Annotated in this window: 28 protein-coding genes; 6 read left to right on the top strand and 22 right to left on the bottom strand. The window is 44.0% G+C overall.

The genetic code is table 11. The features are described 5' to 3' along the window. Positions 1-38 precede the first annotated feature (38 nt). Both RBB12_RS02945 and RBB12_RS02940 read left to right on the top strand, forming a co-directional pair. Positions 39-983: an SPOR domain-containing protein gene (locus tag RBB12_RS02945; RefSeq protein WP_306012736.1), complete on the top strand. Its 945-nt coding sequence runs from the start codon at positions 39-41 to the stop codon at positions 981-983. A gap of 61 nt (positions 984-1044) precedes the next feature. Continuing rightward, a complete protein-coding gene (locus tag RBB12_RS02940; RefSeq protein ID WP_306012735.1) occupies positions 1045-1557 on the top strand; it encodes an acyl-CoA thioesterase in 513 nt (170 codons plus the stop codon). Between the two features lie 177 nt (positions 1558-1734). Here the strand turns inward: RBB12_RS02940 and RBB12_RS02935 are convergent, their stop codons facing one another. The 19 genes from RBB12_RS02935 to RBB12_RS02845 all read right to left on the bottom strand — a co-directional run bounded on the left by RBB12_RS02935 (position 1735) and on the right by RBB12_RS02845 (position 19734). Next, the gene (locus RBB12_RS02935; protein WP_306012734.1) at positions 1735-2571 is read right to left on the bottom strand and encodes an aldo/keto reductase; all 837 of its coding nucleotides are present in this window, start codon (positions 2569-2571) and stop codon (positions 1735-1737) included. 4 nt (positions 2572-2575) lie between these two features. Beyond that, on the bottom strand, positions 2576-3802 hold the full coding sequence (locus RBB12_RS02930; RefSeq protein ID WP_306012733.1) for a murein hydrolase activator EnvC: 1227 nt from the start codon (positions 3800-3802) through the stop codon (positions 2576-2578). A gap of 1 nt (position 3803) precedes the next feature. Next, positions 3804-4583: a DUF4292 domain-containing protein gene (locus RBB12_RS02925; protein WP_306012732.1), complete on the bottom strand. Its 780-nt coding sequence runs from the start codon at positions 4581-4583 to the stop codon at positions 3804-3806. Beyond that, positions 4583-5503 carry a lipopolysaccharide assembly protein LapB gene (locus RBB12_RS02920; RefSeq protein WP_306012731.1) on the bottom strand — a complete coding sequence of 307 codons (921 nt, stop codon included), beginning with the start codon at positions 5501-5503 and terminating at the stop codon, positions 4583-4585. The genes RBB12_RS02925 and RBB12_RS02920 overlap by 1 nt, the downstream gene beginning before the upstream one ends. A gap of 44 nt (positions 5504-5547) precedes the next feature. Beyond that, a complete protein-coding gene (locus tag RBB12_RS02915; protein ID WP_306012730.1) occupies positions 5548-6564 on the bottom strand; it encodes a sugar phosphate nucleotidyltransferase in 1017 nt (338 codons plus the stop codon). A 104-nt stretch (positions 6565-6668) separates the two neighbouring features. After that, a complete protein-coding gene (dut, locus tag RBB12_RS02910; protein ID WP_293281392.1) occupies positions 6669-7103 on the bottom strand; it encodes a dUTP diphosphatase in 435 nt (144 codons plus the stop codon). Then, positions 7093-8562 (bottom strand): lipopolysaccharide biosynthesis protein, encoded by a 1470-nt coding sequence (locus tag RBB12_RS02905; RefSeq protein WP_306012729.1) that lies wholly within the window; start codon positions 8560-8562, stop codon positions 7093-7095. The genes dut and RBB12_RS02905 overlap by 11 nt, the downstream gene beginning before the upstream one ends. A 139-nt stretch (positions 8563-8701) precedes the next feature. Next, positions 8702-9562, bottom strand: coding sequence for an ATP synthase F1 subunit gamma (atpG, locus tag RBB12_RS02900; protein WP_293281386.1), 861 nt, complete (start codon positions 9560-9562; stop codon positions 8702-8704). 100 nt (positions 9563-9662) lie between these two features. Next, positions 9663-11243: a F0F1 ATP synthase subunit alpha gene (atpA, locus tag RBB12_RS02895; protein WP_179383287.1), complete on the bottom strand. Its 1581-nt coding sequence runs from the start codon at positions 11241-11243 to the stop codon at positions 9663-9665. Between the two features lie 2 nt (positions 11244-11245). After that, positions 11246-11785: an ATP synthase F1 subunit delta gene (gene atpH, locus RBB12_RS02890; RefSeq protein ID WP_306012728.1), complete on the bottom strand. Its 540-nt coding sequence runs from the start codon at positions 11783-11785 to the stop codon at positions 11246-11248. Positions 11786-11792: 7 nt separating this feature from the next. Further along, positions 11793-12293: a F0F1 ATP synthase subunit B gene (locus RBB12_RS02885; RefSeq protein WP_306012727.1), complete on the bottom strand. Its 501-nt coding sequence runs from the start codon at positions 12291-12293 to the stop codon at positions 11793-11795. Between the two features lie 97 nt (positions 12294-12390). Beyond that, positions 12391-12582 carry an ATP synthase F0 subunit C gene (atpE, locus tag RBB12_RS02880; RefSeq protein WP_053970734.1) on the bottom strand — a complete coding sequence of 64 codons (192 nt, stop codon included), beginning with the start codon at positions 12580-12582 and terminating at the stop codon, positions 12391-12393. Positions 12583-12619: 37 nt separating this feature from the next. Then, the gene (atpB, locus tag RBB12_RS02875; RefSeq protein ID WP_306012726.1) at positions 12620-13759 is read right to left on the bottom strand and encodes a F0F1 ATP synthase subunit A; all 1140 of its coding nucleotides are present in this window, start codon (positions 13757-13759) and stop codon (positions 12620-12622) included. Between the two features lie 118 nt (positions 13760-13877). After that, a complete protein-coding gene (locus tag RBB12_RS02870) occupies positions 13878-14267 on the bottom strand; it encodes a hypothetical protein (RefSeq protein ID WP_306012725.1) in 390 nt (129 codons plus the stop codon). Beyond that, positions 14264-14497 (bottom strand): AtpZ/AtpI family protein, encoded by a 234-nt coding sequence (locus RBB12_RS02865; protein WP_179383282.1) that lies wholly within the window; start codon positions 14495-14497, stop codon positions 14264-14266. Before RBB12_RS02865 ends, RBB12_RS02870 begins: the two co-directional genes overlap by 4 nt. After that, positions 14475-14894, bottom strand: coding sequence for a polymer-forming cytoskeletal protein (locus tag RBB12_RS02860; RefSeq protein WP_306012724.1), 420 nt, complete (start codon positions 14892-14894; stop codon positions 14475-14477). Before RBB12_RS02860 ends, RBB12_RS02865 begins: the two co-directional genes overlap by 23 nt. 20 nt (positions 14895-14914) lie before the next feature. Beyond that, positions 14915-17446: a hypothetical protein gene (locus RBB12_RS02855; protein ID WP_306012723.1), complete on the bottom strand. Its 2532-nt coding sequence runs from the start codon at positions 17444-17446 to the stop codon at positions 14915-14917. Positions 17447-17546: 100 nt separating this feature from the next. After that, positions 17547-18242 carry an ABC transporter ATP-binding protein gene (locus RBB12_RS02850; protein ID WP_293281365.1) on the bottom strand — a complete coding sequence of 232 codons (696 nt, stop codon included), beginning with the start codon at positions 18240-18242 and terminating at the stop codon, positions 17547-17549. 22 nt (positions 18243-18264) lie between these two features. Continuing rightward, on the bottom strand, positions 18265-19734 hold the full coding sequence (locus RBB12_RS02845; protein ID WP_306012722.1) for a DUF5687 family protein: 1470 nt from the start codon (positions 19732-19734) through the stop codon (positions 18265-18267). Between the two features lie 122 nt (positions 19735-19856). Between RBB12_RS02845 and RBB12_RS02840 the strand changes: the two genes are divergently transcribed. Continuing rightward, positions 19857-20903: a ferredoxin--NADP reductase gene (locus RBB12_RS02840; protein ID WP_306012721.1), complete on the top strand. Its 1047-nt coding sequence runs from the start codon at positions 19857-19859 to the stop codon at positions 20901-20903. A gap of 15 nt (positions 20904-20918) precedes the next feature. Here RBB12_RS02840 and RBB12_RS02835 read toward each other — a convergent pair whose 3' ends face one another. Further along, entirely contained in the window at positions 20919-21695 is a 777-nt protein-coding gene (locus RBB12_RS02835) for a patatin-like phospholipase family protein (protein WP_306012720.1), read from the bottom strand. Positions 21696-21861: 166 nt separating this feature from the next. Here RBB12_RS02835 and RBB12_RS02830 point away from each other — a divergent pair, with 166 nt between their 5' ends. From RBB12_RS02830 to arsS, 3 genes are all read left to right on the top strand, one after another. Continuing rightward, positions 21862-22413, top strand: a complete 552-nt coding sequence (locus RBB12_RS02830; RefSeq protein ID WP_306012719.1) for a fasciclin domain-containing protein — start codon at positions 21862-21864, stop codon at positions 22411-22413. 211 nt (positions 22414-22624) lie between these two features. Then, a complete protein-coding gene (locus RBB12_RS02825; RefSeq protein WP_179383275.1) occupies positions 22625-22960 on the top strand; it encodes an arsenosugar biosynthesis-associated peroxidase-like protein in 336 nt (111 codons plus the stop codon). A gap of 101 nt (positions 22961-23061) precedes the next feature. Next, positions 23062-24150 (top strand): arsenosugar biosynthesis radical SAM (seleno)protein ArsS, encoded by a 1089-nt coding sequence (gene arsS, locus RBB12_RS02820; RefSeq protein WP_306012718.1) that lies wholly within the window; start codon positions 23062-23064, stop codon positions 24148-24150. 18 nt (positions 24151-24168) lie between these two features. Here arsS and RBB12_RS02815 read toward each other — a convergent pair whose 3' ends face one another. Together RBB12_RS02815 and RBB12_RS02810 are read right to left on the bottom strand one after the other, a co-directional pair. Then, a complete protein-coding gene (locus RBB12_RS02815) occupies positions 24169-24840 on the bottom strand; it encodes a hypothetical protein (RefSeq protein WP_306012717.1) in 672 nt (223 codons plus the stop codon). A gap of 43 nt (positions 24841-24883) precedes the next feature. Beyond that, positions 24884-25729, bottom strand: coding sequence for a glycosyltransferase (locus RBB12_RS02810; protein ID WP_306012716.1), 846 nt, complete (start codon positions 25727-25729; stop codon positions 24884-24886). Positions 25730-25807: the final 78 nt, after the last annotated feature.

The raw sequence follows: 25807 nt of genomic DNA, 5'->3' as shown, positions 1-25807 counted from the left end.
TATTTTGTACTCCCCCATTTTTTACAATATTTGTGGCTATGCGGATAGATGCACACATAGAAAAATTGTTGTTTGACTATAATTGTGTCGTGGTACCCGGTTTTGGGGCTTTTTTGGCACATGGTACATCCGCAGCAATCGATAGGACCACCAACACTTTGGTACCGCCCAGCAAAATCATCTCCTTTAATGCCCAACTTTCCAAAAACGACGGTCTTTTGGTATCCCATATTGCCAAAGAAAAGCAATTAGGATATGAAGAACTGTTGAAAGAAGTGGAAAACGTGGCCCAAGATTGGAAAGAAAGATTGGCCCAAGGCGAGCGCATTGAGCTTTTTGGCATTGGGACCTTGTGGCATAATTCCGAGCAACGTATCCAATTTCAACCGGAAGAAAAAGTCAATTTTTTGACGGCTTCCTTCGGACTTTCTGCTTTTACCGCCACTCCCATTCAGCGTGAGGTGATCAAAGAGGAAGTTGAGGAGTTGGAAGAACGGATTCCATTCATCATCACTCCGGAAAAACGGGAGCAGAGCTCGTTCCGACCTTGGCTCAAGTACGCCGCCGTGATTCTGTTCGCCGTTTCTTTGGGAGCTACATCATACAAAACCTATGGTGACCTTCAGGAAAAGGAGGTGGCCGCCCAGCAAGATGCCCAGCAAGAGGTTTCCCGTCTTATCCAAGAGGCTACTTTTTTTGAAAGTGCACCCTTGGAACTGCCTGCCATCAATATCAAGGTTACCAAAAAGCAATTGGGTAAACATCACGTAATCGCCGGTGCCTTTCGGGAAGAGGCAAATGCGGAAAAACGTGTTGACCAACTTAAGGCAAAAGGGTACAATGCCTTTTATTTGGGCAGCAATGCCTATGGGCTTCATCAAGTGGCTTACGACAGCTTTGAGGACCCGAAGGAGGCCCTTGTTTTTTTGAGAAAGGTAAAAGCCGAGGATTCACGAGATGCTTGGTTGCTTTCTGAGAAATAATCCCACTTTCCTTTAAAAAGCATTTCTTACTTCAATATCTTTGCGCAAAATGTAAAGAGGTATGCGCGCTAAAAAACCCAGTGAATCTCGCACGGTAATGACCGATTTGGTATTGCCCAGTGAAACCAACCCGTTGAACAACCTGTTTGGAGGCGAGCTCTTGGCCCGAATGGATAGAGCGGCCAGTATTTCGGCACGGAGGCACAGCCGCCGTATTACGGTGACCGCTTCGGTCAACCATGTGGCATTTAACAGTGCAGTTCCCTTAGGGAGTGTGGTTACCGTGGAAGCTTCGGTTTCGAGGGCATTCAACACTTCCATGGAGATTTTCTTGGACGTGTGGATCGAGGACCGCTTTACTGGAGAGCGCACGAAGGCCAATGAGGCCATTTATACCTTTGTTGCCGTGGATGATACGGGAAAACCAACCGAAGTACCGCCTTTGGAGCCTGAAACGGAGCTGGAAAAGGAGCGCTACGCTGCTGCCCTTCGAAGAAAACAGTTGAGCTTGGTCCTGGCCGGTAAAATGAAGCCTGCCGATGCCACCGAGCTTAAGGCGCTTTTTACTTCTTAACGTAAGACTATCCTTTCGACACTGGTCTGGATCTATATTTCCCCGTTGTCATCTGAAGTCTTTCGACTTCGCTCAATATAAACTAAAGTCGAGAGGTATTTGTATTTTTGCTTAGAACAAGGTCTCGACTGCGCTCGACCTGACAATTCAAAGACAACTCATGATTATTGCACGTCTTTAAAAATCAAAATTATTGGGGTCGGGTCCAAAACGTTTGCCCTTTTCCAAACTATCCAATAATTGCACGTCTTCATCTGACAATTCAAAATCAAAAAGGTCGGCATTGGCCTTGATGCGTTCTGGTTTGGATGATTTTGGAATGGTAATCACCCCTTTTTGCAAATCCCATCGCAGTACTACCTGTGCAATGGTCTTGTTGTATTTCGACGCCAAATCCTTCATCACATCCAAATCAAAAATATGCCCTTGCATTAAAGGAGACCATGCCTCGTACTGGATATTTTTGGACATACAGAAATCAATCAAATCCTGCTGCACCAAATAGGGGTGGAACTCCATTTGGTTGACCATGGGCACAATTTCCACCGAAGGCAACAAATCCTCTAAATGATGTTGTAAAAAGTTGCTGACCCCAATGGCGCGAACCCTTTCTTCCTTGTACAGTTGTTCCAAGGCTTTCCAGGTCTCCTTGGAGAGTTCGCCTTTGGGCCAATGAATCAAATACAAATCCAAGTAATCTGTTCCCAAGCGCTCCAAACTGGCCTCAAACGCCTTGAGCGTGCTATCATAGCCTTGATCGGTATTCCACACCTTGCTGGTCAAAAAAACATCTTCGCGCTTTACGTTACTTTCACGGATTCCGGTACCTACGCCTTCTTCATTGCGATAAATGGCAGCGGTATCGATATGACGATAGCCATGGTTCAAAGCTGCCTTTACCGCATTTATGACTTCGCTTCCATCATCGGATTGATAAACCCCCAATCCAAAATAGGGCATCTGGACCCTATTGTGTAGTTCAAAAGAGCCTTGTAAATCAGTTATTTTCTTCATAGTGTTAAAGTTGATAGATCCAATCCTCGGGGTTCAAGCGGTCGGAATCCTTGTACAGGTAAAATTTCAACTTAGTGGTGCCGTCCAACCGATTGGTATTTATTTCGCCCAGCACTTCTTTGGCGGCGACTTTATCCCCTTTTTTTACATATAGATTAGAAAGGTTATAATAGGTGCTGATGTAATTTCCATGTTTGATCTGGACGCCTTTGTTCCCTCCGGGAACGGATAGAATGGCTATGACCTCGCCCTCAAAAATGGCTCTAGCCTTGCTCCCTTTGTCCGTGGTGATGGTTACGCCATTGTTCCGGTGCTTGATGCCGGGGTACAACTTGTCCGCATAAACTCCGTAACCCTGGCTTTTAATTCCCTTTTCCACCGGCCAAATCAATCTACCCTTGTTGGAAGAGAAATTGTCTGCCAACAACTTGGCTTCGGGAGTAAGGGCAAACGTGGCACTGCTTGTGGATTTGCCAGAGCTTTTGTTGGAGTTGGCAATCGCACTTTTGATCATCCGTTCAATTTCATTATCGATTCTACGGGCCTCTTTCTGCTTTTCCGCAATGGCGGCGGTATATTTTGCCTCGTTGTGCTTAATGCTTGTTAAAAGGTTTCGTTGCGCTTCAATTTCTTTGTTGAGTTCCTCCTTGGCCTTTTGATTTTCTGCGACCAATTGGTCTTTTTCCTTTCGCTGGCGGACCAAGTCTTGGTTCAAGGCTTTGAGTTCCTCAGTTTTTTGCACAATGCCTTCGCCTTGTTTTTTACGGTGTTTGGCATATTGTTGCATGTACTGAAGCCTTTTGAAGGCTTGAAAAAAGTTTTCTGCGGACAACAGGAACATCAATCGATTGTTCTGCGACTTGTTCTGATAGGTTTTTTGAATCAGTTCGGCATAATCTTCCTTTAGGACTTCCAAATCCTCCCGAAGCTTGCTGATACTTCTAATATTGACATTGATTTGCCTACTTAGCAAATTCGATTGTTGATTGGTTACCCGAATCAGCTCTTGTCGCACATTGATTTTGTTGTCCAAGGCCTCCATTTGGTCCAACACCGTACCCTTTTCTTTGCGCTCAGCGAATAGCAGACGGTTGATTTCCTTGATTTCCTCTTGCAAGCGTTCCCGTTTGGCCTCCAGCACCTTCTGTTCCCCGGTTTGAGCAAATGAAGTTACCGAAGTAAGAACTGTAAGTATCAAACAATAAATAAGATATGAAATATTACCTTTCATATTACTTTAATGTAATTTTATCATACCCTTTGGGCACTTTGTACGGAAAACTCATGGGTTTGTTAAGCTCCAAGTTACGAAAACTCAAGTCAATCGTAGTCAGTTCACCGTTTTCTTCGGCCACGATTTGTATATCCTCCGGAAGCACATTTCCAGAAATATCTTGATAGGTATATTTTGCCAATAAATGTCTTGCGTTAATCGGTTGTGATATTTCCTGACTGGCTATTTTAAAGTTTTTGGGTTCCAATTGAAACAGAATCTTAAAAAGTTCTTGGGCTTTTTTAGGTTTTAATTGGTAGTTCCCATTGTATACTTCCGAATTGAGCTTTTCTTTTCTGAGGTCGAGCACTGCGTTTCCCAAAAGCAGGTTCTGTACTTTTTCAAAATCCAGTTCTGTACCCAACAACTCGCTCAAATAGCTAAAGTCTCCATCGAAATACTCATTTTGGAGCTTGTTGTAAAAGGATACTTTTTTGGGCGTAATGTGCGCCTTTACAACACCGAGCGGCGCACTCATCCAAATCACTTTGTCCTTTTCCATGCGCAAGCTTACGTTCACACCTTGCGAATCGTCCCCGTTGGTGTAGTCGATCTTAACTCGTCCCCTCAGGGTTCGGAATTTGGGTTGGTTGGAGTAATGGGCATTCACGATATTTTTTGCCGAAAGTCGCGAATTGGCCTCCCCGCCAGTAATCGATTTGGTGCTTTTACACGATGCCAAAGCTGCCAGCATAATTATGGCAATTCCAGCTTTATATATGTTTTTATGTAGGTTCATTAGAGTCCTGAATTGATCTTGTTTGAATATTCATTGGCTTTTTGTGCATTCCCAATCTTGGAATACCCTTCGGATAATTGCTTGTACATCTTATTTTGAAGTGCAGTGTCATCCAATAGGTAGTCCAGTCCGCTTAGCAACACTTCCACGCCCTTGTTTGCATTACCTGTATTATTCAACGCCGTTCCATAAGCGTAATAGAAATATGGCTGCAAAGGATAGGTGTCCAACGCCTCCTTGGATTCCGTTAATAAGGCTGTATAATCAGACGCTGCAATGTATTGGTCCAATATTCTTTTTAGTTGGGCTAATGGGTCATTTACAGGCTCTTTTTGCTGCACTATGGGTGTAACTTCTTCTATATTTTCTCTTTTTTGGAGGGAATCCTTAATCTTTCGGCTTAGCTCCGATTTCAAGGAGGAACTTGGTAAACCTTCCAACACCTTGGTGGCTTCCTTGTACTGCTTCATTTTGAAGAAGAAGAGCGCCATGTTCTGCCTAAGCTTGGTATTACCATAAGGAATTCGTTCTTTGATAGTCTCCACGGGGCTTCCTTGTTTGTCCAAAATGGTGAGCAAATTGTCCAAATACCAATAGTCCTCTGGTTCCGATAGTAGAGCCTCAATCGCATAATCTTGCGCCTGCACGTACTTTTTATCGAGCATATAGGCTTTGCCCAGTTCGTAATCCACTACGCTGTTGTTGGGCTCCAGTTGCTTGCATTTCAAGAAGAGGTCGACCGCCCTATCGTAGTTTTGGATGCCTTTCTGTTTGAGGGCTTCAAAGAAATTTTCTTGAAACTCATCGGTATATTCTTCTAAGTAGACCTCGGCGCTTTCCTGTTCTTCTTGGGCATAGGTATGATTAGGCATCAGTACTGATGCTCCCACAATCAACCAAACCAGCAGTTTCCTTTTCATAGTAACGTCCTAAGTCCCCATCCCACCAAAAATGTGTTCTAAAGTTATTCCAAAACAGAATAATCTCCAATGCTAATGGTCTCAAAATTACCATTATAAATTACATGGTTCCCGATCATGGCATTATCCAAATTGGCATTGATAATCCTGCTATGGTTCTGGATGAGGCTGTTTTTTATGGTCGAATTCTCCACAACGGTATTCGCGCCAACCGAAACATATGGCCCTATCGTGGTATTTTTGAGCACTACGTTCTCTCCAATAAAACAGGGTTCCACTATATTGGCATTTTCTTGTGTCACGGAATCAGCAATCATGTTTTCGCCCTCCTTTTCCAAGAAGGCCAACATGCGCTGATTGGTTTCCACGGTCACGCTTTTGTTGCCGCAATCCATCCATTCATCCACCTTACCGGGAACAAATTTCATGCCCTTTTCCATCATCCGTTTGATACCGTCATTAATTTGGTATTCCCCACCATGGGTGATATCATGATCCAAAACATGCTGCAGCTCATTTTTGAGCACTCCAACATCCTTGAAATAATAAATACCGATTACAGCGAGGTCAGATACATATTCTTGCGGTTTTTCAACCAATTCCACGATTTGATGGTCATCGTTCAACTGGACCACTCCGTACGCTTCGGGGCGCTCCACTTGCTTCACCCAAATCACGCTATCGGCCGATTTATCCAAATCAAAATCGGCTCGTATTAAGGTATCGGCGTATGCGATTACCGCTGGACCGCTCAGGGATTCCTTGGCGCTCATGATAGCGTGCCCAGTTCCAAGCGGTTGATCTTGTCGATAAATGGACCCTTTGGCGCCCAATTCGTCCGCCAACGCCATTAAGCTTTCCACCACATCATCCCCAAAAAAGGCAGGGTCACCCAAAATAAAGGCGACTTCCTCGATTGGCTCGCCCAATACTTTAGCAATATCAGTGACCAAACGGTGCACTATGGGTTTTCCTGCAACGGGAATCAACGGTTTTGGAACGGTAAGTGTGTGTGGTCTTAGGCGGGATCCCCTCCCTGCCATGGGTACGATTATTTTCATGCTAATGCCCGCGAAAGCGGGTATCTTTTATAGGTTATACTTATTCAGTTGGTCTCGACTGCGCCTGTCTGCCGACAAAGGCAGGCTCGACCTGACATTATTCATCATTTAGTGCCAGTACTTCCAAAACCGCCTTCGCCCCTGTCCGTTTCAGAAAGGGCTTCAACTTCTACCCATTCGGCACGTTCGTGCTTTGCGATGACCATCTGGGCAATACGTTCACCATTTTCCACGGTAAAATCTTCATTGGAAAGATTTACCAATATTACCCCAACGTTTCCACGATAATCGGCGTCAATCGTTCCAGGGGCGTTTAACACGGTGATTCCTTTTTTGGCAGCCAACCCGCTACGTGGCCGTACTTGGGCCTCATAGCCCACAGGAAGCTCCATGTAAAGTCCAGTAGGGACAATAGCCCTTTCCAGAGGTTTTAAGGTGATGGGGGATTCCAAATCCGCCCTTAAATCCATCCCTGCGGAGGCAAGGGTTTCGTAATGTGGCAGCTTATGGCCTGATTTGTTGATGATCTTAATCTTCACGTCTTAAAAATATGCTTCTTAACTTATCTCCTTCCAACTTGTACACTAAGCCCAAAAATAACAAAAACAGTAGGCTGCCGGCTATTAAATTTCTATTAAAAACATAGAACGAAAGTATAGAAAATACCAGCGATACGGATAAGTAAAACACAATCTTTCGCATGTTGTAGGGTACAGGATAGTATTTTTTTCCAAAGTGATAGGAGAGGAGCATCATACTACCATAGGCGGCCAAAGTGGCCAAGGCCGAAGCCATGTATCCTATTTTTGGGATTAAGCTTATATTAATGACCAAAGTGATGATGGCCCCAACGGAAGAAATATAAGCGCCAAATTTGGTTCTGTCCGTTACTTTATACCAAACAGAGAGGTTGTGGTAAATTCCCAGACAGAAGCTTGCCAATAGGATAATAGGAACCACATCCAAAGCTTCCCAATACACAGGGTTGTGCAATAGCAGTCTGCCCAGTACATCGATAAAAGCGATAACTCCCAATAAGATAATGCTCCCAAGAATTACAAAGTAATTGGTAATCTGTGCATACGTTTTCTGGGGTTTTTCGCTCTTGGCATGACTAAAGAAAAAGGGTTCCACGCCCATTCTGAAAGCGGTCCCGAACAGGGTCATAAACAAGGCCAGTTTGTAGCAGGCACCGTATTTGCCCACTTCACTTTCGGCAATGTCGGATGGAAGGAGTTCGGTAAGCAAAATTTTATCCAATACCTCGTTGATGGTAAAAGCGATTCCAGCTACAAGAATGGGTCCTGCATACTTCATCATTTGTTTCCAAACGCCAAAATCGAACGTGTAGGATGCCTTTAGGTAGGTGGGCAACAAAATCAATAAGGTTACTCCGCTGGCGAGTACATTAGATATCAAAACGTAATGGATTTCCCAATTGGGTTTGTACAGGGATACGAAAAAGCCAGTGTCCGCCTCCTGTGCCATTTTTGGGAGTACCAACAGAAAAAATACGTTAAAAGCTAAGTTTATGGCCACATTAATGGTCTTTAGGACCGCATAGCGCATTGGTTTCTCATTCGCTCTTAGCAGCGCAAACGGAATAATGACCACGGCATCAAGAACCAAAATATAGGTGGTGAACTTAAGGTAATCTGCGTTGATATTGGTTACGCTGGATAACCATTCCCTAAGCGACAGGGCAAGAATCAGAAACAGAAAGGAAGAACTCAGTAAGGATATCAGTGAAGTAGATATCACTTTGGCCTTATCCCCGCTTTTATGGTAAAACCGAAAAAAGGCCGTTTCCATACCATAGGCCAAAAACACATTAAAAATAGCTATCCAGGCATATATGTTCGTGTACTGTCCGTAACCTGAAGCATTCTCAAATACGGCGGTATACAGCGGTAACAAAAAGAAAGAGATGACCCTTGGCATTACGGTGGCCAGGCCATAAATGAACGTTTGTTTAAAAAGCCGCTTAAGTGGATTCAATAGGAGTTGCTTCTTTAAAGACCTAAGTTAGGTGGCTACAAGTTACGCAAAAGCCCGAATTAGCTAAACCATATTGCCCTAAGAAAAACAAAAAGACCACCGAATGGGTGGCCTTTTAATATTATATAAATACGGAATCTTAATTGTTCAAAGCCTCGGCTCCACCAACAATCTCGAGGATTTCGTTGGTAATCGCTGCTTGACGGGCTTTGTTGTAAGTCAATTTTAACTCGTTTCTCAATTCGGCAGCATTATCCGTCGCTTTGTGCATTGCGGTCATACGCGCTCCGTGCTCACTGGCAAAGGAATCCCGAATGGCCTTGAACAACTGTGTCTTCAAGGATTTTGGAATCAGCTCCTTTACAATTTCCACTTTGGAAGGTTCAAAAATGTAGTCAGCAGCAATAGCTTTGTCCCCTTCAGTTCCTACTATGGGCAAAAACTGCTCGGTCATCACAATCTGGGTAGCGGCATTTTTGAACTTGTTGTATACCAATTCGATTTTATCGTAATCGCCCTTGGTAAACAAACGCATCAACAATTCAGCGATTTCTGCAACATTGTCAAAGGTCAAATCATCGTATACCTTGCTTTGGTCGCCCAAAATGGTATGCCTTTTTCTAAGGATGTCGTGTCCCTTTTTACCGATGGTATAGAAATCCACTTGCTTGCCCGGATACATATTGGAGACCAAATGGTTGCTCTGCTTGATGATGTTGGAGTTGAAACCACCACAAAGTCCCCTGTTGGACGTAATGGCAACCACCAAAACCTTGTTTACGGGCCTTTTGTCGGCGTACTCGCTTCCACCATCTCCTTCCAAACTGGCGCTAAGCCCTTGCAGGAGCTCGGTCAATTTATCGGAATAGGGACGCATTGCCGTAATAGCATCCTGAGCTTTCTTCAACTTTGCGGCAGATACCATTTTCATGGCACTGGTAATCTGCATCGTTGATGAGATGGATGATATTCTGTTACGTATTTCCTTTAGATTCGCCATATTCTACTTTGTCATTCCGCACTTGATGCGAAATCTTTTTGGTTATGGATTCCTACAGTGCCCTGAGCGTAGTCGAAGGGCACCTTGGAAATGACAATTGTTATGCTTTGTACTTGCTTGAAAGATCTTTACAAACAGCAGTCAAGGTCTCGGTAACCTCATCGGTCAATTTACCCGCTTTAAGGGTGTCCAAAACATCTCTATGCTTGGCGTTCAAGAACTCCAAGTAATCTTTTTCGAATTCTTTTACTTTGTCTACAGGCACATTTCTCAACAAGTTCTTGGAACCTGCAAAGATGATGGCCACCTGATCTTCAACAGTAAATGGATCGTTCTGACCTTGCTTCAAGATTTCTACGTTTCTACGTCCTTTCTCGATAACGTTCAAGGTAGCGGCATCCAAATCGGAACCGAACTTGGCAAAAGCTTCCAGTTCACGGAACTGGGCTTGGTCCAATTTCAAGGTACCGGCTACTTTTTTCATGGATTTGATCTGAGCGGAACCACCCACACGCGATACGGAGATACCTACGTTGATCGCAGGACGCACCCCTTGGTTGAACAAGTCTTGCTCCAAGAATATCTGACCATCGGTAATGGAAATTACGTTGGTTGGGATATAAGCAGAAACGTCACCTGCCTGTGTTTCAATAATAGGAAGTGCAGTCAACGATCCTCCTCCTTTTACCATCGGCTTCAAGGACTCTGGAAGGTCGTTCATGTTCTTTGCAATCTCGTCATCGGCAATCACTTTGGCCGCACGCTCCAACAATCTGGAGTGCAAGAAGAAAACGTCACCAGGATATGCTTCACGTCCTGGAGGTCTTCTCAACAACAAGGACACCTCACGGTAGGCTACAGCTTGCTTGGACAAGTCATCATAGATAATCAAGGCCGGACGCCCTGTATCCCTAAAGTACTCACCAATCGCGGCACCAGCGAAAGGTGCATATACCTGCATCGGTGCAGGATCGGAAGCGTTGGCGGCAACAATGGTTGTATAGGCCAATGCACCTCTTTCTTCCAATGTCTTGGCGATAGCGGCCACCGTTGATGCTTTCTGACCTACGGCAACGTAGATACAATAAACTGGTTCACCGGCATCGTAAAATTCTTTCTGGTTCAGGATGGTATCAATACAAACGGTTGTTTTACCGGTCTGCTTGTCACCAATCACCAACTCCCTTTGTCCACGTCCTACGGGAATCATGGCGTCGATAGCCTTGATACCAGTTTGCAATGGCTCATTTACAGGTTGTCTAAAAATTACACCAGGAGCTTTACGTTCCAAAGGCATCTCATAGGTTTCGCCCGAAATAGGACCTTTACCGTCGATAGGCTTGCCCAAGGTGTCGATAACCCGACCAACAATTCCTTCACCAACGTTGATGGAAGCGATGCGCTCGGTCCTTTTCACGGTTGCACCTTCTACAACCTCTTTGGATGGGCCCAACAATACAACACCTACGTTGTCTTCTTCCAGGTTAAGAACGATTCCTTGCATACCGCCGTCGAACTCCACCAACTCCCCGTACTGGGCATTGGAAAGTCCATACACACGGGCAATACCATCACCCACTTGCAATACGGTACCTACTTCATCCAAGGAAGCGGATGCTTCGAAACCTGATAACTGTTTTTTCAAAATTGCTGATACCTCAGCGGCTTTTACTCCTGCCATTTTTATAGACTATTTGTAAATTCTCTTTTTAATCCGTTCAATTTGTTTGCGATGCTTGCATCGTATTGGGTATCTCCTACCCGTAGTACAAATCCTCCGATGATGCTCTCATCGATTTTATTCTCAAGGGTAACCTTGTTACCGGTTGCCTTGGTGACCGTTTCCAATATTTTCTTCTCCAAATCGGAAGTCAATGGAACGGCGGTTGTCACGTAGGCTACCTCTTCTCCCTTCAATTTTTCGTGAAGGATGATGTATTTGAAGGCCACTTCCTGCAACATCGCAATTCTTTTATTGCTGATCAAGGTTTGAAGAAGACCTTTGGTGATTTCGTTGGCATTCTTGAAGATTTCCAACAAACTGCTTTTTTTTACCTCCGATTTGATGATAGGGCTCTCCAACATACGTTGAAGCTCCACGTTTTCGGAAATGGTAGCAGCTATCCCCCGCATGTCTTTTTCCACGGCATCGGCCGCTTTCTTTTCGACTGCGAAATCCAAGGTTGCTTTTGCGTAGCGTATGGCTGCCCTATTTTGGTTCATGGTCCGTTTAGTTCAGTTTAATATCTCCCAACATGTCCTCGACCAACTTCTGTTGTTTGCCTTTGTCGGACAGTTCTTCCTTGATTACCTTTTCCGCAATTTCCACGGAAAGGTTGGCTACTTGTGCCTTGATGTCTGCCACAGCAGCTTTCTTTTCACTTTCAATCGTAGCTTGGGCCTGCTTGATCATCTTGTCGCCTTCAGCCTGAGCCTGTTCTTTGGCTTCGGAGATAATGTTAGCTTTAATGTCGCGGGCTTCTTTTAACAGCGCATCCCGTTCTGCCCTGGCCTCTTGCAACAATCGTTCGCTATCGGCAGTTACGTTCTGCATTTCTTTTTTTGCGGCCTCAGCAGCTTCAAGGGCACCTTTAATCCCTTCTTCGCGCTTTTCTACCGCTCCAAGAATGGGTTTCCAGGCATATTTTCTCAACAACAACAATAGGCCCACGAAAAGCAACAACTGCCAGAAAAACAAGCCAAAGGAAAATTCCTCTATTAACTTTTCCATTTATCTTAAAATATTAATGCTTTTAAACTATATCACTTTAAAATCAATGAAGGGCCATAGCCAACCGCTATGGCCTTCATCAATACTGTTACGGTTATTAAGCTGCAAAAAGAGCGGCGAAACCGATACCTTCAATAAGGGCTGCTGCAATCAACATTGCTGTTTGGATCTTACCAGAAGCTTCAGGTTGACGAGCAATGGCTTCCATTGCCTGACCACCGATTCTACCGATACCCAATCCTGCTCCGATTACGATCAAACCAGCACCTACGATGTTTGGAATTGTCATGATATATGAATTTAAATATTAAACGTTCTACTCTTAATTAATGATGATCTTCTTCTACCGCCATACCAAAATACAGGGCGGACAACATGGTGAAAATATATGCCTGCAATGCGGCCACCAACAATTCCAATAAAGAAAGTGCAAATGCCAACAAGAAGGACAATGGGCTTCCAATCCAGTTTTTAAATATGAACATCAACCCGATAATACTCATCAATACCACGTGACCTGCGGTAATGTTGGCATACAAACGAATCATCAATGAAAATGGCTTGATGAACGTTCCCAACAATTCGATGGGCGCCAATATAATTTTCATAGGGACAGGTACGCCCGGCATCCAAAAGATGTGCTTCCAGTAGTTCTTGTTCCCAGTAAATGTTGTAATAAGATAGGTGATCATGGCCAAGGCAAAAGTCACTGCAATGTTGTTGGTGACATTCACTCCTAGCGGTGTCAACCCCAAAAGGTTGATGACCCATACAAAGAAGAATACCGTAAGCAGATAGCTCATGTACCTTTTGTATTTATGCTCACCAATGTTTGGTATGGCAATTTCGTCACGCACAAAAAGTACCAATGGCTCCAAAAATCTTCCCAAACCTCGTGGCATGGTGCTTTTTTGGTACCTCTTGGCCATGGAACGGAACACCAAGAACATTAAAAGGGCTACGGCCATAATAAAGACCACATTCTTTGTTATGGAAAAGTCCAAGGGCTTTTCGTTGGTGGGATGTGCATCATCTACCACCAAATTCTCCCCAAAAGCATCTTCGGTATGGGTTTCTTCGCCATGATGTCCATCAAAATTGATGGTTCCTTCGGCATCCGTCTTGTATATTTTATTGTGATAAAGTGCGTAGTAATTACCGTCTACCTCTGCAACGGACTCTCCATGCTCCAACTCGGAAGAAAGAAACACCTTCAATCCATTATCCCATAGAATCACAGGAAGTGGAAACCCAACATATTTGTGCTCGCCTTCTTCAGTGGTGTAGGAATATAGGTTGAAATCATGCGAATCCAAAAGGTGGTGGTCGATGTATTCCTTAATCTGTGTCTTTAAATCGTGGGCACCGGTTTCAACTTCTTCTCCCTCTTGGTTTTGGGCCGATACAAATCCCGCAATCAAAAAAATTACGGCAACTAGTTTTTTACTGAAAAAAGAATATCGCATATGATCCAACTATGGGTCCTCAAAAATTGGTGCAAAAATACATTCCTCCTTCAAAAGAAAAAAGCTTTTTCCAGTATTATTTTTTTATTGAATTTTTCAGGTCTGTTTTGGGGCTTTGTCACACAGTATTAAGCAGTTTCACCAAAAAGAAGGTTTCCAATATCAGTGCAAATCCATATGGGACAAAAAAGACAAGGAACTCCAATTGCTCCAAGATACCATCTTGATGGGATACAGGATATAGAAAAATGAAGAAAAGCGCAAACTTTACAAGGCTTCCTCCTAGAAAAAAGAATCCCAACAAGTCGCGATATTTATTGCGAAAAATATAAATCGCATAAAAAACAATGAGCGCCATAACCGCATTGAGCACATAGCTTTTTGTGAGCTGCAGGGACGAAAGCTCGTATCCCCGGTCTTCCAAAACCCATGATTGAAGAAAGAACAGTGCCCATAGGCCCAAAAGGAGGATGGAGGTAAAAAGAATTGGATAAGCCCTTTGCTTCAATCGTTGATTTTTTTGATTTGTTGGAGGACCAAATATATAGAAATCGCCACGGCCAAAATGGTACAAATGGGCAAGAATACTTTTTCAGTCCCAAAATGGCCATCCAACCATTTGCCTCCCCAAACGCCCAAATAAATAACAACGCCCATTTGAATGGCAGAACCAGACAAACGGGCGGCTGTATTGAGTGTTTTGTTGTAGTCTTTCTTAGGAGGCTTTTGCTGGCTCATTTTTGCTGGTTGACTGCATTTTGGGCGAAGCCGAAGCTCCTTTGCCCATGGTGCACGCCGCATTAAAGGTGGCACCGGGTTCTACCGCCAATTTGGCTACCGTTACCGTACCCTCGATCGTGGCGGAGGATTTCAACGACAACAGGTCCTTTACCATAAGTTCTCCGTTGAACCTTCCTTCGATATCTGCGTTCACGCACTCTACCTTACCGTTGATGTAGCCATCCTTTCCAATGACCACTTTACCGGAGGTGGTCACATTGCCTTCCAACTTACCGTCTATCCTGAAGTCGGCCTCGGAGGTGATGTCACCCTTAATTTTAGTGTTCTTCTCGATTCTGTTGGGCTGTCCGCCAAATTCATTCATAGGCCGGGGTTTTTTGTTGTCAGAAAACATTGTGTTCTAGGGTTTTGGGGTTAAAATTGTGCTTTGTATGATTCTAAGTTCTTGTGGACCTGTATGATTTTATAATTATCCGATAAAACTACAAAATTCTCATCTTTAATCAGATAGTCCCTATTGTTTTTTATGAGCTCCGCGAAGCCCAAGGCAAAGTCTTGCGAAGGGAAACCGTGTACCACTACAAATTCATCTTCCAAATTATAGATGTCCTTGGAAACAATGTTTTTATAGTTCAGCTCCTTGATGGCTTTTTCCAATCGGTTTTTGAGCTTGGTGGCATTTTCATCGTTTCTGATCTTGAACGGGAAAACTACTTTCCAGTTGCCCGCGCCAGTGGAACCGGTTTCTGGGGAAAACTCCTTGTTCTCCAGTTTAGGCAGCTGCTCCTCCACCATTTGCTCGGCCTTTTTGCCTTCGGGGTTGTTGGGGTAGGTCAGTGCCACATAGTTCAAGGCTTCCTTAAACGGCTCAAAACCTTGCAAACGTCCAATGGCGTTCGCTTTCAGCATTTCAAACTTGGGTACAATGGGATCGCCGGTAAATTTATTGATGTATTCCTCCGACTGGGTGATCACGTTCAAAAATTCCTGTTCTTGGTACTTTTTGAACAGGGCTGCATATCGGGCATCGGGGCTATCCGTATCCCCGTCCAGTACCGCCTGTGGGTTCAACAAAATTTCCGCGTAGCGCGTATCGGGATGATTGGCAATGATGTTCTGCTTCATGTTCACTGCCAGCGGACTACCCGTTTCCTCATAAATCTTGTACAAATTGTATTTGGAGGGCAAAATCAACCGCTCTTCGGGATTTGACGACAGCACCCGCTCCAATTTGGCGGCGGCCAACATGTTGTCCTTGAACTTTTCCTTATAAATCAAACCCAATTGATAGTTGGCAAAGTTGCGCTCGCCTTTTAAACTATCTATTACAGCAACATCCGTAGGAACTTGCTCCAAGTAAAAGTCAACAGAATATTTTTGGTCTTCGGTAAGTACCTCATCATTACCGGCAACCACCTCCCCGGTAGCCTCCGAAATGGATATTTTGGTTTTATTGCTCCATCGCCAGTCGTCTTCTAAAGTCCGGGTACCCCATCGTGTCCTAAAATCGTTTCTGCCATTGCCCAAACTGGTAATATTGTAAAAGTAGAACTTGCCTTGGTTCTCCTTGCCACCTTTGCTGTTGGCAAAAGTAGCGAAGCCGGCGGTGGTGCGCTCCCTCTCTTTTTCGGCAGCCGCTTCTTCCTTCCGCTTCATTTCGGCTATGTAGTCCTCAAAATAGGCCGTACGGTCCGCGATTGGCATTTGATATAAGGTAATCACACTATCGGCATGCTGCACAATGTCCTCATATTTGATCACATCCTCAAGGTTGTCCAACTTCTTTTTGATGTTTCGGTGCTTGCGGGTGTTCTCGTTCAAGTTGGTCAAAGTGCTGTCGTAGTAGGAGCCCGCCATTCGGTATTCATCCTTGTCAAAATAATAATCGGCCAGACTTTGATAGTTGAGGGCATTCAACTTGCGTTCGCCTTGGGTTGCCTGAATGGATTTGTTGTAGTATGCCAATCCAAGACTATCCTCTTCGTAAGCCATATGAAATTCGGCCACTTGGCGATAAATCTTGTCCAAAAAGGGGCGATTCTCCCGATTCTCTTCGAGTTCGGTGAGGTATTCCAACATTTCCTCCCTGTTGCCTTCGGTAAGTTCTATGTTCTGTATTTTTTTGAGATGCGCATTGATTATGTACACCCTGGGGGATTTGCGGTTGAGTTCAATGACTTTATTGTAGGCGTAGTTGGCACTGTCCTTATGCCCCAACTGGTCGTATAACTGACCTATGATGAACAAATACCTTCCTTTTTCCGGATTCTTTTTGGTGTAGGCCTGGGATATTTTCAATTTTTGAATAGCGGTGTCGGGAGCATTCAGGTTGATATAGCATTGGGCCATAACTGCGTTGGCGTCGGCATACTCCTGATCCTTGAGTTTTTCGTACTTAAAAAGTCGCTTTAGATTTTTGATGGCCACCTCGGGATTATCCAAACGCATATTGGTTTTCTCTCGCCAGATCGTCGCTTCGTTCAGCTTGTCGCTTTTGCTATATTTTCTCAGGATATAGTTGAAGGATTCCAAAGCAGGAATATAACGCTGGTCAAAGTAGCGGGATTTTCCCAAAAGCAAAAAGGCCTCATCAATTTGCGGGTTTCGCTCTTCGTCCTTAATGTCCATACTGTGCTTTTGGATAGCCTTGGTAGCCTTTTCCTCCGCAATAAGAAAGTTGGGGTTGTTGTCCTCGGAGTCCAGTTTTACCTCATCGGTCACTTTTAGGCGCTCTACGGGCAGTATTTCCCAATAATCATCCCGATAGGTCGAATTGATTTCATCCAGCCCTTTTTGAAAGGCCAAATTTCCGTTGTACAAAGTGTTGTACTCGGTGTTGAGGGCGTGCCAATTTCGGTTGATGAACTTGTCCTTTTGAGTGGAACAGGCATTAAATGCAAGTCCTCCCAAAACCAATAGGCCCAAAAATGTGTGATGAAGCTTCAAAATTATCGATAATCTTGTGTAACCTTAAACTCAAAAATGAGCGGATTATTATAAGGCTTATCGATAAAATGCAAGAATTTGGCGGAACCTATTTAAAACCTCAACCTGCAAAGAAAGCTTCCAATTCCTTCATGGTTTCCGCAGAGGTGTGAAGATCTTTCACAATCTCACCTTTATGGAGCACCACAATACGCTGGCAAACTTCGGTAACGTGGATCAAATCATGACTGGAAACCAGTACGGTAACGCCCTCTTTTGCTGCCAAATCTTTTATGATTCCCTTTAAACGAATTTGGGTTGTCGGGTCCAAGTTGGCAAAGGGTTCGTCCAAAATCACCACCTCGGGGTTACCTATAAAGCTGGCCACAATGCCCACCTTTTTTTGGTTTCCTTTGGAAAGGTCCCTAAGGTATTTTTTCTGGTTGAGGATTTCTCCGTGGAAAAAGTCATCAAAATTGGCCAATAAGGCATCCACATCCGCTTTGTTCCTTCCGCGCAGTTCGCCGATAAAGTAAAAGTACTCTTCGGGAGTAAGGTACCCGATCAAAAAGGTCTCATCAACAAAGGCAGAGGTAAAGGGCTTCCATGCTTCGCTCTCGTCCACCCGTATGTCTTTATTGATGATATGACCGGTAGATGGCTGTATCAAATCCAACAAAATACTGAACAGGGTTGTTTTCCCCGCCCCGTTGTTGCCAACAAGGCCAAAGCTCTGTCCTTTGGGAATTTCTAAATGGTCAATGTTCAAAACGGTTTTGTCTCCGTAGGTCTTGGTCAAATTATGAACTGTGATCATGTATTTTTCTGTTAATGGTTTTTTATTTCTGTTTGTATGCTTGTAGTGTCTTGTACTTTTCCTTTTTGTAAATGCCCTCGATCATGGTAAATACCTTGTTTTTGAAAGCAAATCCGAGTATGCCGAACACGGCTACAAAGATGTACCCTGCCGTAGGGTTGATCAAAAAGTGGCCAATGGCATAAATAGCTATGGGCAGCACCAATTTGGGCAAGGTGAGCAACAGCGTCTTGGCATTAAAGGCCTGCTTGTCGCCAAAGGCTTTCTTGTTCGAGGTAAGCTCAATGGGCGTTTTTACATAAGCCCCTCCCCAAAGCACCAGGTAACTGTTTATCCCAATGTTATAGATGCCTCCCACCAGTACTGCGGCGTAGGCTTCCCATCCAAAGTAGAGGTAAAACGTGGCAAGAAAAGTAGAGATAATAGTCGCAATAATCACCAAATACCATTTGGAGGAAAGGTATTCCCGATACTTGATGTTTTGGCTCATCATCAGCGGATAGTAGCTACTGTCCCAACTGGGCACGTACTGCCCAAAACTGAACAGGAACCCTCCCGTTACAAAAATACCTGCGAAGATTTTCCAGAAAGGCCCGTCGTAGACTTCGATGGCATTGGTAAAAAAGAGCAGTCCGTAAAAAATAAAGAAGAATCCTGCTATTACCGCCGAGCGTGAGCGTTTGTTCCGCTTGATCAGTTTGATGTCATTCTTGAGGAAGGTGCCCAAATTCCCGAAGCGGTCCAACCATTCCAGGTTTTCGGTCTTGGCTTCGGTATGTTTTTTGGCCAGTCCGCCATCCAAATACATGTGCTTTTTGAAATAGGCAAAGGCACCATAGTACAAGACTGCCAAAACCATCCAAGGGATAATCGTCGTCCAGGGCAGATCGTAGAAAAAGTCGAAAATGGGTTGGGTGTAAAAGGTAATATCGAACCATTGATAGTATTGCGATGCACCAGCCAGGATGAAGAGGGCCGCGAACACATAAAAAACAGCATTTTGGTTGTTCACCATCACATTGATAAAGTTGTTGCAATAGAGCAACGCCATCATCGCCAAGTGCCACCCAATAACCTGAATGGCAGGGTATCCTTGGGCGATCAAAACAATACTGAACGGTACAAAGAAAAAGGCGTGGGCCACATTGAAGAAAGAAATGGCCGTTTTTCCGAGGGAAAAATGGACCACTTTACTTTTGCTGATGGGCAAGTACAACAAGGGTTTGATGTTCGTAACCGGCATTTTTTGCAGCATGTACCGGAATACGAGGTCGAATGCCAAATAATAGATCATAAAACGGTTGATGACCCTTAATGGATCGCCGATTCCCATTTTCTCGATGATAAAAAAGGCCCCAACACCCATTCCCAAGAACAGGGCGATGAAGTACAATGCCCCCAAAGCCATCAAGATCTTGAACCATATTTCGGTCTTGAAGGTTGCCAATCTAAAAAATGACTTCCACTGGAGCCCAATAAAATGTTTGATCATGGTCGGTGTATTTTTTTTGTTGGTATCTAATTTATCGGATTTGTTACACAGTGGAAATGCTTTTTGTAAAAATAGCTGTTCAAAAGGAGTGTAATGCTTAATTTTGCAGCAAAAATTTATACATGAGCCAATTTCATGCCTTACAAATAACTGCGGTAGACCAATTGACCCCCAATGCCGTAGCCCTCACTTTTGACATTCCGGAGCACCTTAAAGAAGCGTTTACTTTTAAAGCCGGACAATATATTACCCTAAAACACGAAGTCAACGGAAAGGAACTTCGTAGGGCCTACTCCATTTCTTCCGCGCCCTCATCGGGAAAATTAACGGTCGGCATCAAAAAAATGGAAGGCGGAACGTTTTCTGTTTATGCCAACGAACAACTGAAGGCTGGGGACACCTTGGAAGTCATGGTGCCAGAGGGACGTTTTGTGTTCGACTCCCAAGACCCACAAACCATAGCTGCCTTTGCTGCCGGTAGCGGAATCACTCCTATTATGAGCATTACGCAAACCGTTTTGGAGAGCCATCCAGATAATCGCTTTGTTTTGGTGTTCGGAAACCAGACGCCTGAGGAGACCATGTACTTCAAAACCATCCAATCCCTAAAGGAGCGTTATGGTGACCGTCTTTTTGTGCAATATGTGTTCAGTAGGTCGAGCGAGGAAGGCGCCCTATTTGGACGTATTGAAAAATCAACGGTAAACTTTGTTTTAAAGAACAAATTCAAAGAAACTGCATTCGATGCCTTTTACTTGTGTGGACCCGAGGAGATGATCAATCAGGTGTCTAACACCTTAAATGAGAATGGCATTTCCGAGAACAAAATCCATTTTGAACTGTTCACCAGTTCGGATACGGAAGATGAGTTGGCCGAAGAACTGGAAGGCAAAACACAGGTAGAAGTACTTGTGGACGACGAGACCTTTACCTTTGTTATGGACAAAAAGGAACTGGTACTCGATGCGGTGCTAAAACAAGATATCGATGCGCCTTATTCATGTCAAGGTGGTGTTTGTAGCAGCTGCATTGCTCGCCTTACCGAAGGAAAAGTGGAGATGGTAAAAAACCAGATCTTAACGGACAGCGAGATTGAAGAAGGGTTTGTGCTTACCTGTCAATCGCACCCCATAAGTGCCAAGATCAAAATCGATTACGACGACGTATAAAACTGGATTATTACACTAAGAAGTTTGGGGCATCATTTTTTCCAATGCCCTGCTGCCTTGGTCATACCCAATTTTAAAGGCGTTCTCAATACCCTTTTTATCGAGCACCCCAATGGCATCTAATTCTTTGGGTTCTATAAACAGGTCGCATTGCCTTAATTTTTCGTGGTTGGAGGCGTGAATCATCAAACTGGTGACCCTGGCCGTAAGCTGAAATGAATTTCTGAGGTCCTTTTTCTGCAAGGGAGCGGTTATGGAAACATTACTTCCAATGATAAAATCCGTAAGGTTGTCCACATATTCCTTTGGGAAATTGTTCATGATGCCACCATCCGCATAGAGCACATCATCAATGGTAACCGGACTGAATACAGGCGGTAATGCTGCCGACGCCAATAATGGTTTGATGAGCTCTCCGTCGTAGAATACCTTTTCGTTGCCTTTTAACAGGTCCGTGGCCACCACAAAAAGTGGGCGTTTCAAACTTTTAAAGCTATCATCGGGAAAAAAATCCTTGAAAATACTGAAATATCGTTCGGTATCGATAAAGCCTGGTTTGTTGATGGCAAAAAAACTGTACTGAAATAGCGGCGTCTCCTTAAAGAACTTGAGCATATCCTCCACGGAGTTGTCATTGGCATACAGCGCCCCAACCAAGGCCCCAATACTGGTTCCGGCCACTACGTTGGCTTCAATTTGGTGTTCCCGCAGGGCCTTGATAAGCCCAATATGTGCCATTCCACGAACGCCACCGCCAGAAAGTACCAAGCCTATGGATTTATCCTTGAGCATCTGTTTATTACATCAATTGGTTGTAGGTGTAAAGGTACTATTTTGATGGAATGCCAAGGTTGCCATATCGTTGTATTTCGATTAAAAACAACATCCACATCAAAAAAAACCAAACCACCCCTGCCAAAACTCCGTAAGTGTGTGTATAAACTAAAAATTACATCACATGAAATCTTTTAAAACAATTACCTTATTATTTTCTTGTATTGGCTTGATGGCCGTAACCCATGTATCCGCACAGACCAAAATGGTTGGTGGTGCGCCCATGTACCCGAGCAAGGACATTGTTTCCAATGCCGTGAACTCCAAAGACCATACTACTTTGGTCGCTGCCGTTAAAGCGGCCGGATTGGTGGAGACCCTTCAAGGCGATGGGCCTTTTACCGTATTTGCCCCTACCAACAGCGCTTTTGATAAACTGCCCGAAGGAACCGTGGCCACCCTGTTGAAGCCAGAAAACAAATCCAAATTGCAAGCAGTCCTTACCTATCACGTAGTAGCTGGTAAATACAGTGCAAAGGATTTAATGAAATGGATCAAAAAAGGAAAAGGCATGGCCGAACTTACTACGGTAAACGGAACCAAGCTCACTGCCATGATGGAAAACGACATGATCATGATCAAGGACGGTTCTGGAAACGTTTCCACCGTCACCATTGCAGATGTCAACCAATCGAATGGTGTGATTCATGTTGTGGACACTGTTGTGCTTCCGTAACTAAAGATCTTTGTTAATTTTTGAGTTAGGAAAAGAGCGGCATTTGCCGCTCTTTTTGCTTCTGATCACTTATAATCAACTACAAAACAATTGTTTATGGACTCAGAGACAATTTTATGCCGATAAGTGTAATCATTCGCAAATCCTTTCGACCTAATTCAATAGTGATATTTGTTGTATGTTTAATCAAAAACATCAAATCCAGAAAAACATGGCGAACTCCTATTATGACCCAGCGGACCTGAGAAAATTTGGAAACATTACAGAGTGGAGCGAGGAACTTGGCAAGAAGTTTTTTGATTACTACGGAAAGGTTTTTGAAGAAGGCGCCTTGAGTGCCCGCGAAAAATCACTTATTGCCCTAGCAGTAGCGCATGTGGTGAAATGTCCGTATTGCATTGATGCATACACCAAAGACGGGCTGCAGCGAGGCATTACCAAAGAAGAAATGATGGAAGCCGTTCATGCGGGGGCTGCCATTGAGAGCGGAGCGACACTCGTTCATGGAGTACAAATGATGAACAAGTACGAAAAGCTTTCGATGTAGTTTCGGCTTACTTCGCTTATCATGGAAAGTCCCCTAGTATTGAACATCAATGTATCGGAAGGAAAATGAACTTTTCCTAAAATGATTAGATAACCTATAGCATGACGCAAAGCATACTCACAGATATAAAAAAAGCAGCCAAAAAGTCCCTTAAAGCCAGGGAAGATGAGCTCGCGAACACCCAAAAGCAATTGGAAGTGCTGAATGGGGAGTTGTTTTCGAGTGGTGAACTGCCCTATTTTAAGGATAAGATTGCCGAATCGGGCCAATTTCCCCTAAAACCCAAAACGTTGGAAGTACTCCAGATCAATGTGGGGTATATGTGCAATCAGGTTTGTGCCCACTGCCATGTGGATGCCGGGCCCGACCGAAAGGAAATCATGACCCGGGAAACCATGGAACAGTGCCTTGAGGTGATTCGAAATACTGGGGCACACACCTTGGATTTGACCGGAGGAGCCCCCGAAATGAACCCCGATTTTAGGTGGTTCGTGGAGGAAGCGTCCAAAGCGGGCATCCAAGACTTTATCGTTCGGTCCAATCTCACCATTATTCTGGCGAACAAAAAATACCATGATTTGCCGGAGTTCTTCAAAAAACACAACGTACATGTGGTTTCTTCCATGCCGCACTATACCCGAGGAAAAACGGACAAGCAACGGGGGGATGGGGTTTTCGACAAATCCATAAAAGCACTCCAAATGCTCAACGAAGTGGGCTATGGCAAACCTGATTGCGATTTGCGTTTGGACCTGGTGTACAATCCTTCCGGGGCATTTTTGCCGTCCGACCAAGCGGCGATGGAACGGGATTTTAAAAAGGCTTTAAAAGAAGATTTTGATATCGACTTCCACAACCTGTTCGCCATTACCAACTTGCCCATTTCGCGCTTTTTGGACTACCTTATCGCATCGGACAATTACGAAGATTACATGTACTCATTAGTGGAAGCCTACAATCCTGCCGCCGTGGAAAATGTGATGTGTACCAACACCATTTCCGTTAGTTGGGACGGCTGGTTGTATGATTGTGATTTCAATCAGATGCTGGACCTTAAAGTGGCGAGCAAGGTCAAACATATCAAAGATTACAACGATGACCTGTTGAACAATCGTGAGATTGTGATTTCACAGCATTGCTATGGATGTACGGCCGGAGCTGGGAGCAGTTGTCAGGGTACGGTTGCGTAGCTGCTTTGGGCGTTACCCTCAAAATCGATGTTGATAGTCCCAATCAAGGCCATCATCATCCAATGATGCTTTGGTGATTCCAGTATATCGCTCTTTCCAAGGAGAAGGATCAATTAATTGCATGGATTCGCTCAGCTGTGTTGCTATGTCCATCAAATCGACTACCAAAGGCTGGTCTAAATTTCCACTGGATTTCAGTTCAAAAGTTTGCCCACCATTATTAAAGTATAAAGAGTAGTGCAAAAACTCCTTATCAGCCTTTACATTCAGCAGGGGAGCATCTCGCTCGGTAGATATACGGAAAGGAATGTAGCCAGGGCGTGTAATAATCAAATGTTGAAGTTTGATAAAAGTTTCGTTTAACCCTTTAAATTTTTCAGTTTTGATGGTTCCTAAAGCCACATCGATACTTGGAAAGTTTAAATCTTCAGATTTTCTAAGGTGTTCCATGTCCTTTTGTCTGTCCCAGATCACCGTTCGTATCATTGGAGATAAAAAATCAGCTTCCTTGTTCCAGGTATCATCGCTCCAAATCGAATAGGATTTCAATGTACCAGATTTTGGCTGGTGCAGTATCAATTGGAAATCTTTTTTGAGCCAGTCGCCACTCGCTTTGTGGATGATGGACAATGGTCCTTCCAAGAGCATATTCCCAATTTTAGTTATTCGTTGACGGTTGTTAGGATTCATAAACTAAGTTTTTGACTTTGCGTTTTGGTTTATAGTGATGAAACTATTTATAATAGTATAGACCTATTGTTTTTTTGAAGTCTTTGAATCCATTGTAAAGTATGGCCTCGCACCAATATTTAAAACTGAGCCTTTTGGAGTAGGTAAGGCGTTCTCGCAGTTCGCTCTTCTTTGCGCCCCTAATGCCGAAATCCATTAAAGTATTGTCAAAATCGGGAGTACCAAAGCCATGATATTCGTTCACTTTGTTGTCATGATGGATTACCGACATCCACAACCTTTCCCCTTTGATACGTTTAAGTCGCTTTTCCTTTTTCCAGTCACTGTGCGTCCGGTCCCAAACCGATTTGGCATTCATATTCACCTCGATCAGCGTAATGAACGGATTGTACAAATGTCTTCGGTACCCTAGTCGTACTTCGGGCTGCACTTGCAAGGTAAACCCGTCAATAATATCCAAAGCCAAGTATGTTTGATGGGCAAACTGTTGCTGCACCACTTGAACATAATCTTTGTGCAAGCAATCATCGTTGTCCAATCTGCTGGTCATAATGTATGGTGCTTTACACAACGCCAACCTTTCTTGAACTTCGGGCAAAAAAGCATCCATCCCATCCACAAATACCGCTGTGAAGCGGTGGAATCTCCGTTCGAATTCGCTTATGCGCTCCCTAAAACGCATTGGTGTTTCGGTATCAAAAAACACCCACCATTGAAAATTGGTGTTGGTTTGGTTCCTGACCGATAGAAAACAAAAGTTCTCAAATAAATCAAAACGATCCTCTAGCCAAGACTCCGTTAAAATGGGTGTGTTGTTTTTGGTGCGATTGGTCCATTGATGGTTCCTTAAATTGAACCGCGTGATGATGATGTGTTGAAATTCTTCCATATGAAAACCCTCCTTTTGTTTCTGAATTTTGGAGAAGTTGGTACAAATAGGAAGAATAATTTGGTACGATCTGACGGA

This window comes from Allomuricauda sp. MMSF_3307, from assembly GCF_030733585.1.
Taxonomy (GTDB): Bacteria; Bacteroidota; Bacteroidia; order Flavobacteriales; family Flavobacteriaceae; genus Flagellimonas.
The sequence above is the reverse complement of the archived record's forward strand: the minus strand, read 5'-3'. Positions and strand labels throughout refer to the sequence as shown.

Coding starts and splice junctions, on each gene's coding strand:
- RBB12_RS02945 (WP_306012736.1), top strand. CDS start 39: ATGCGGATAGATGCACACATAGAAAAATTGTTGTTTGACTATAATTGT.
- RBB12_RS02940 (WP_306012735.1), top strand. CDS start 1,045: ATGCGCGCTAAAAAACCCAGTGAATCTCGCACGGTAATGACCGATTTG.
- RBB12_RS02935 (WP_306012734.1), bottom strand. CDS start 2,571: ATGAAGAAAATAACTGATTTACAAGGCTCTTTTGAACTACACAATAGG.
- RBB12_RS02930 (WP_306012733.1), bottom strand. CDS start 3,802: ATGAAAGGTAATATTTCATATCTTATTTATTGTTTGATACTTACAGTT.
- RBB12_RS02925 (WP_306012732.1), bottom strand. CDS start 4,583: ATGAACCTACATAAAAACATATATAAAGCTGGAATTGCCATAATTATG.
- RBB12_RS02920 (WP_306012731.1), bottom strand. CDS start 5,503: ATGAAAAGGAAACTGCTGGTTTGGTTGATTGTGGGAGCATCAGTACTG.
- RBB12_RS02915 (WP_306012730.1), bottom strand. CDS start 6,564: ATGAAAATAATCGTACCCATGGCAGGGAGGGGATCCCGCCTAAGACCA.
- atpG (WP_293281386.1), bottom strand. CDS start 9,562: ATGGCGAATCTAAAGGAAATACGTAACAGAATATCATCCATCTCATCA.
- atpA (WP_179383287.1), bottom strand. CDS start 11,243: ATGGCAGGAGTAAAAGCCGCTGAGGTATCAGCAATTTTGAAAAAACAG.
- atpH (WP_306012728.1), bottom strand. CDS start 11,785: ATGAACCAAAATAGGGCAGCCATACGCTACGCAAAAGCAACCTTGGAT.
- RBB12_RS02885 (WP_306012727.1), bottom strand. CDS start 12,293: ATGGAAAAGTTAATAGAGGAATTTTCCTTTGGCTTGTTTTTCTGGCAG.
- atpE (WP_053970734.1), bottom strand. CDS start 12,582: ATGACAATTCCAAACATCGTAGGTGCTGGTTTGATCGTAATCGGAGCA.
- atpB (WP_306012726.1), bottom strand. CDS start 13,759: ATGCGATATTCTTTTTTCAGTAAAAAACTAGTTGCCGTAATTTTTTTG.
- RBB12_RS02865 (WP_179383282.1), bottom strand. CDS start 14,497: ATGAGCCAGCAAAAGCCTCCTAAGAAAGACTACAACAAAACACTCAAT.
- RBB12_RS02860 (WP_306012724.1), bottom strand. CDS start 14,894: ATGTTTTCTGACAACAAAAAACCCCGGCCTATGAATGAATTTGGCGGA.
- RBB12_RS02850 (WP_293281365.1), bottom strand. CDS start 18,242: ATGATCACAGTTCATAATTTGACCAAGACCTACGGAGACAAAACCGTT.
- RBB12_RS02845 (WP_306012722.1), bottom strand. CDS start 19,734: ATGATCAAACATTTTATTGGGCTCCAGTGGAAGTCATTTTTTAGATTG.
- RBB12_RS02840 (WP_306012721.1), top strand. CDS start 19,857: ATGAGCCAATTTCATGCCTTACAAATAACTGCGGTAGACCAATTGACC.
- RBB12_RS02835 (WP_306012720.1), bottom strand. CDS start 21,695: ATGCTCAAGGATAAATCCATAGGCTTGGTACTTTCTGGCGGTGGCGTT.
- RBB12_RS02830 (WP_306012719.1), top strand. CDS start 21,862: ATGAAATCTTTTAAAACAATTACCTTATTATTTTCTTGTATTGGCTTG.
- RBB12_RS02825 (WP_179383275.1), top strand. CDS start 22,625: ATGGCGAACTCCTATTATGACCCAGCGGACCTGAGAAAATTTGGAAAC.
- arsS (WP_306012718.1), top strand. CDS start 23,062: ATGACGCAAAGCATACTCACAGATATAAAAAAAGCAGCCAAAAAGTCC.
- RBB12_RS02815 (WP_306012717.1), bottom strand. CDS start 24,840: ATGAATCCTAACAACCGTCAACGAATAACTAAAATTGGGAATATGCTC.
- RBB12_RS02810 (WP_306012716.1), bottom strand. CDS start 25,729: ATGGAAGAATTTCAACACATCATCATCACGCGGTTCAATTTAAGGAAC.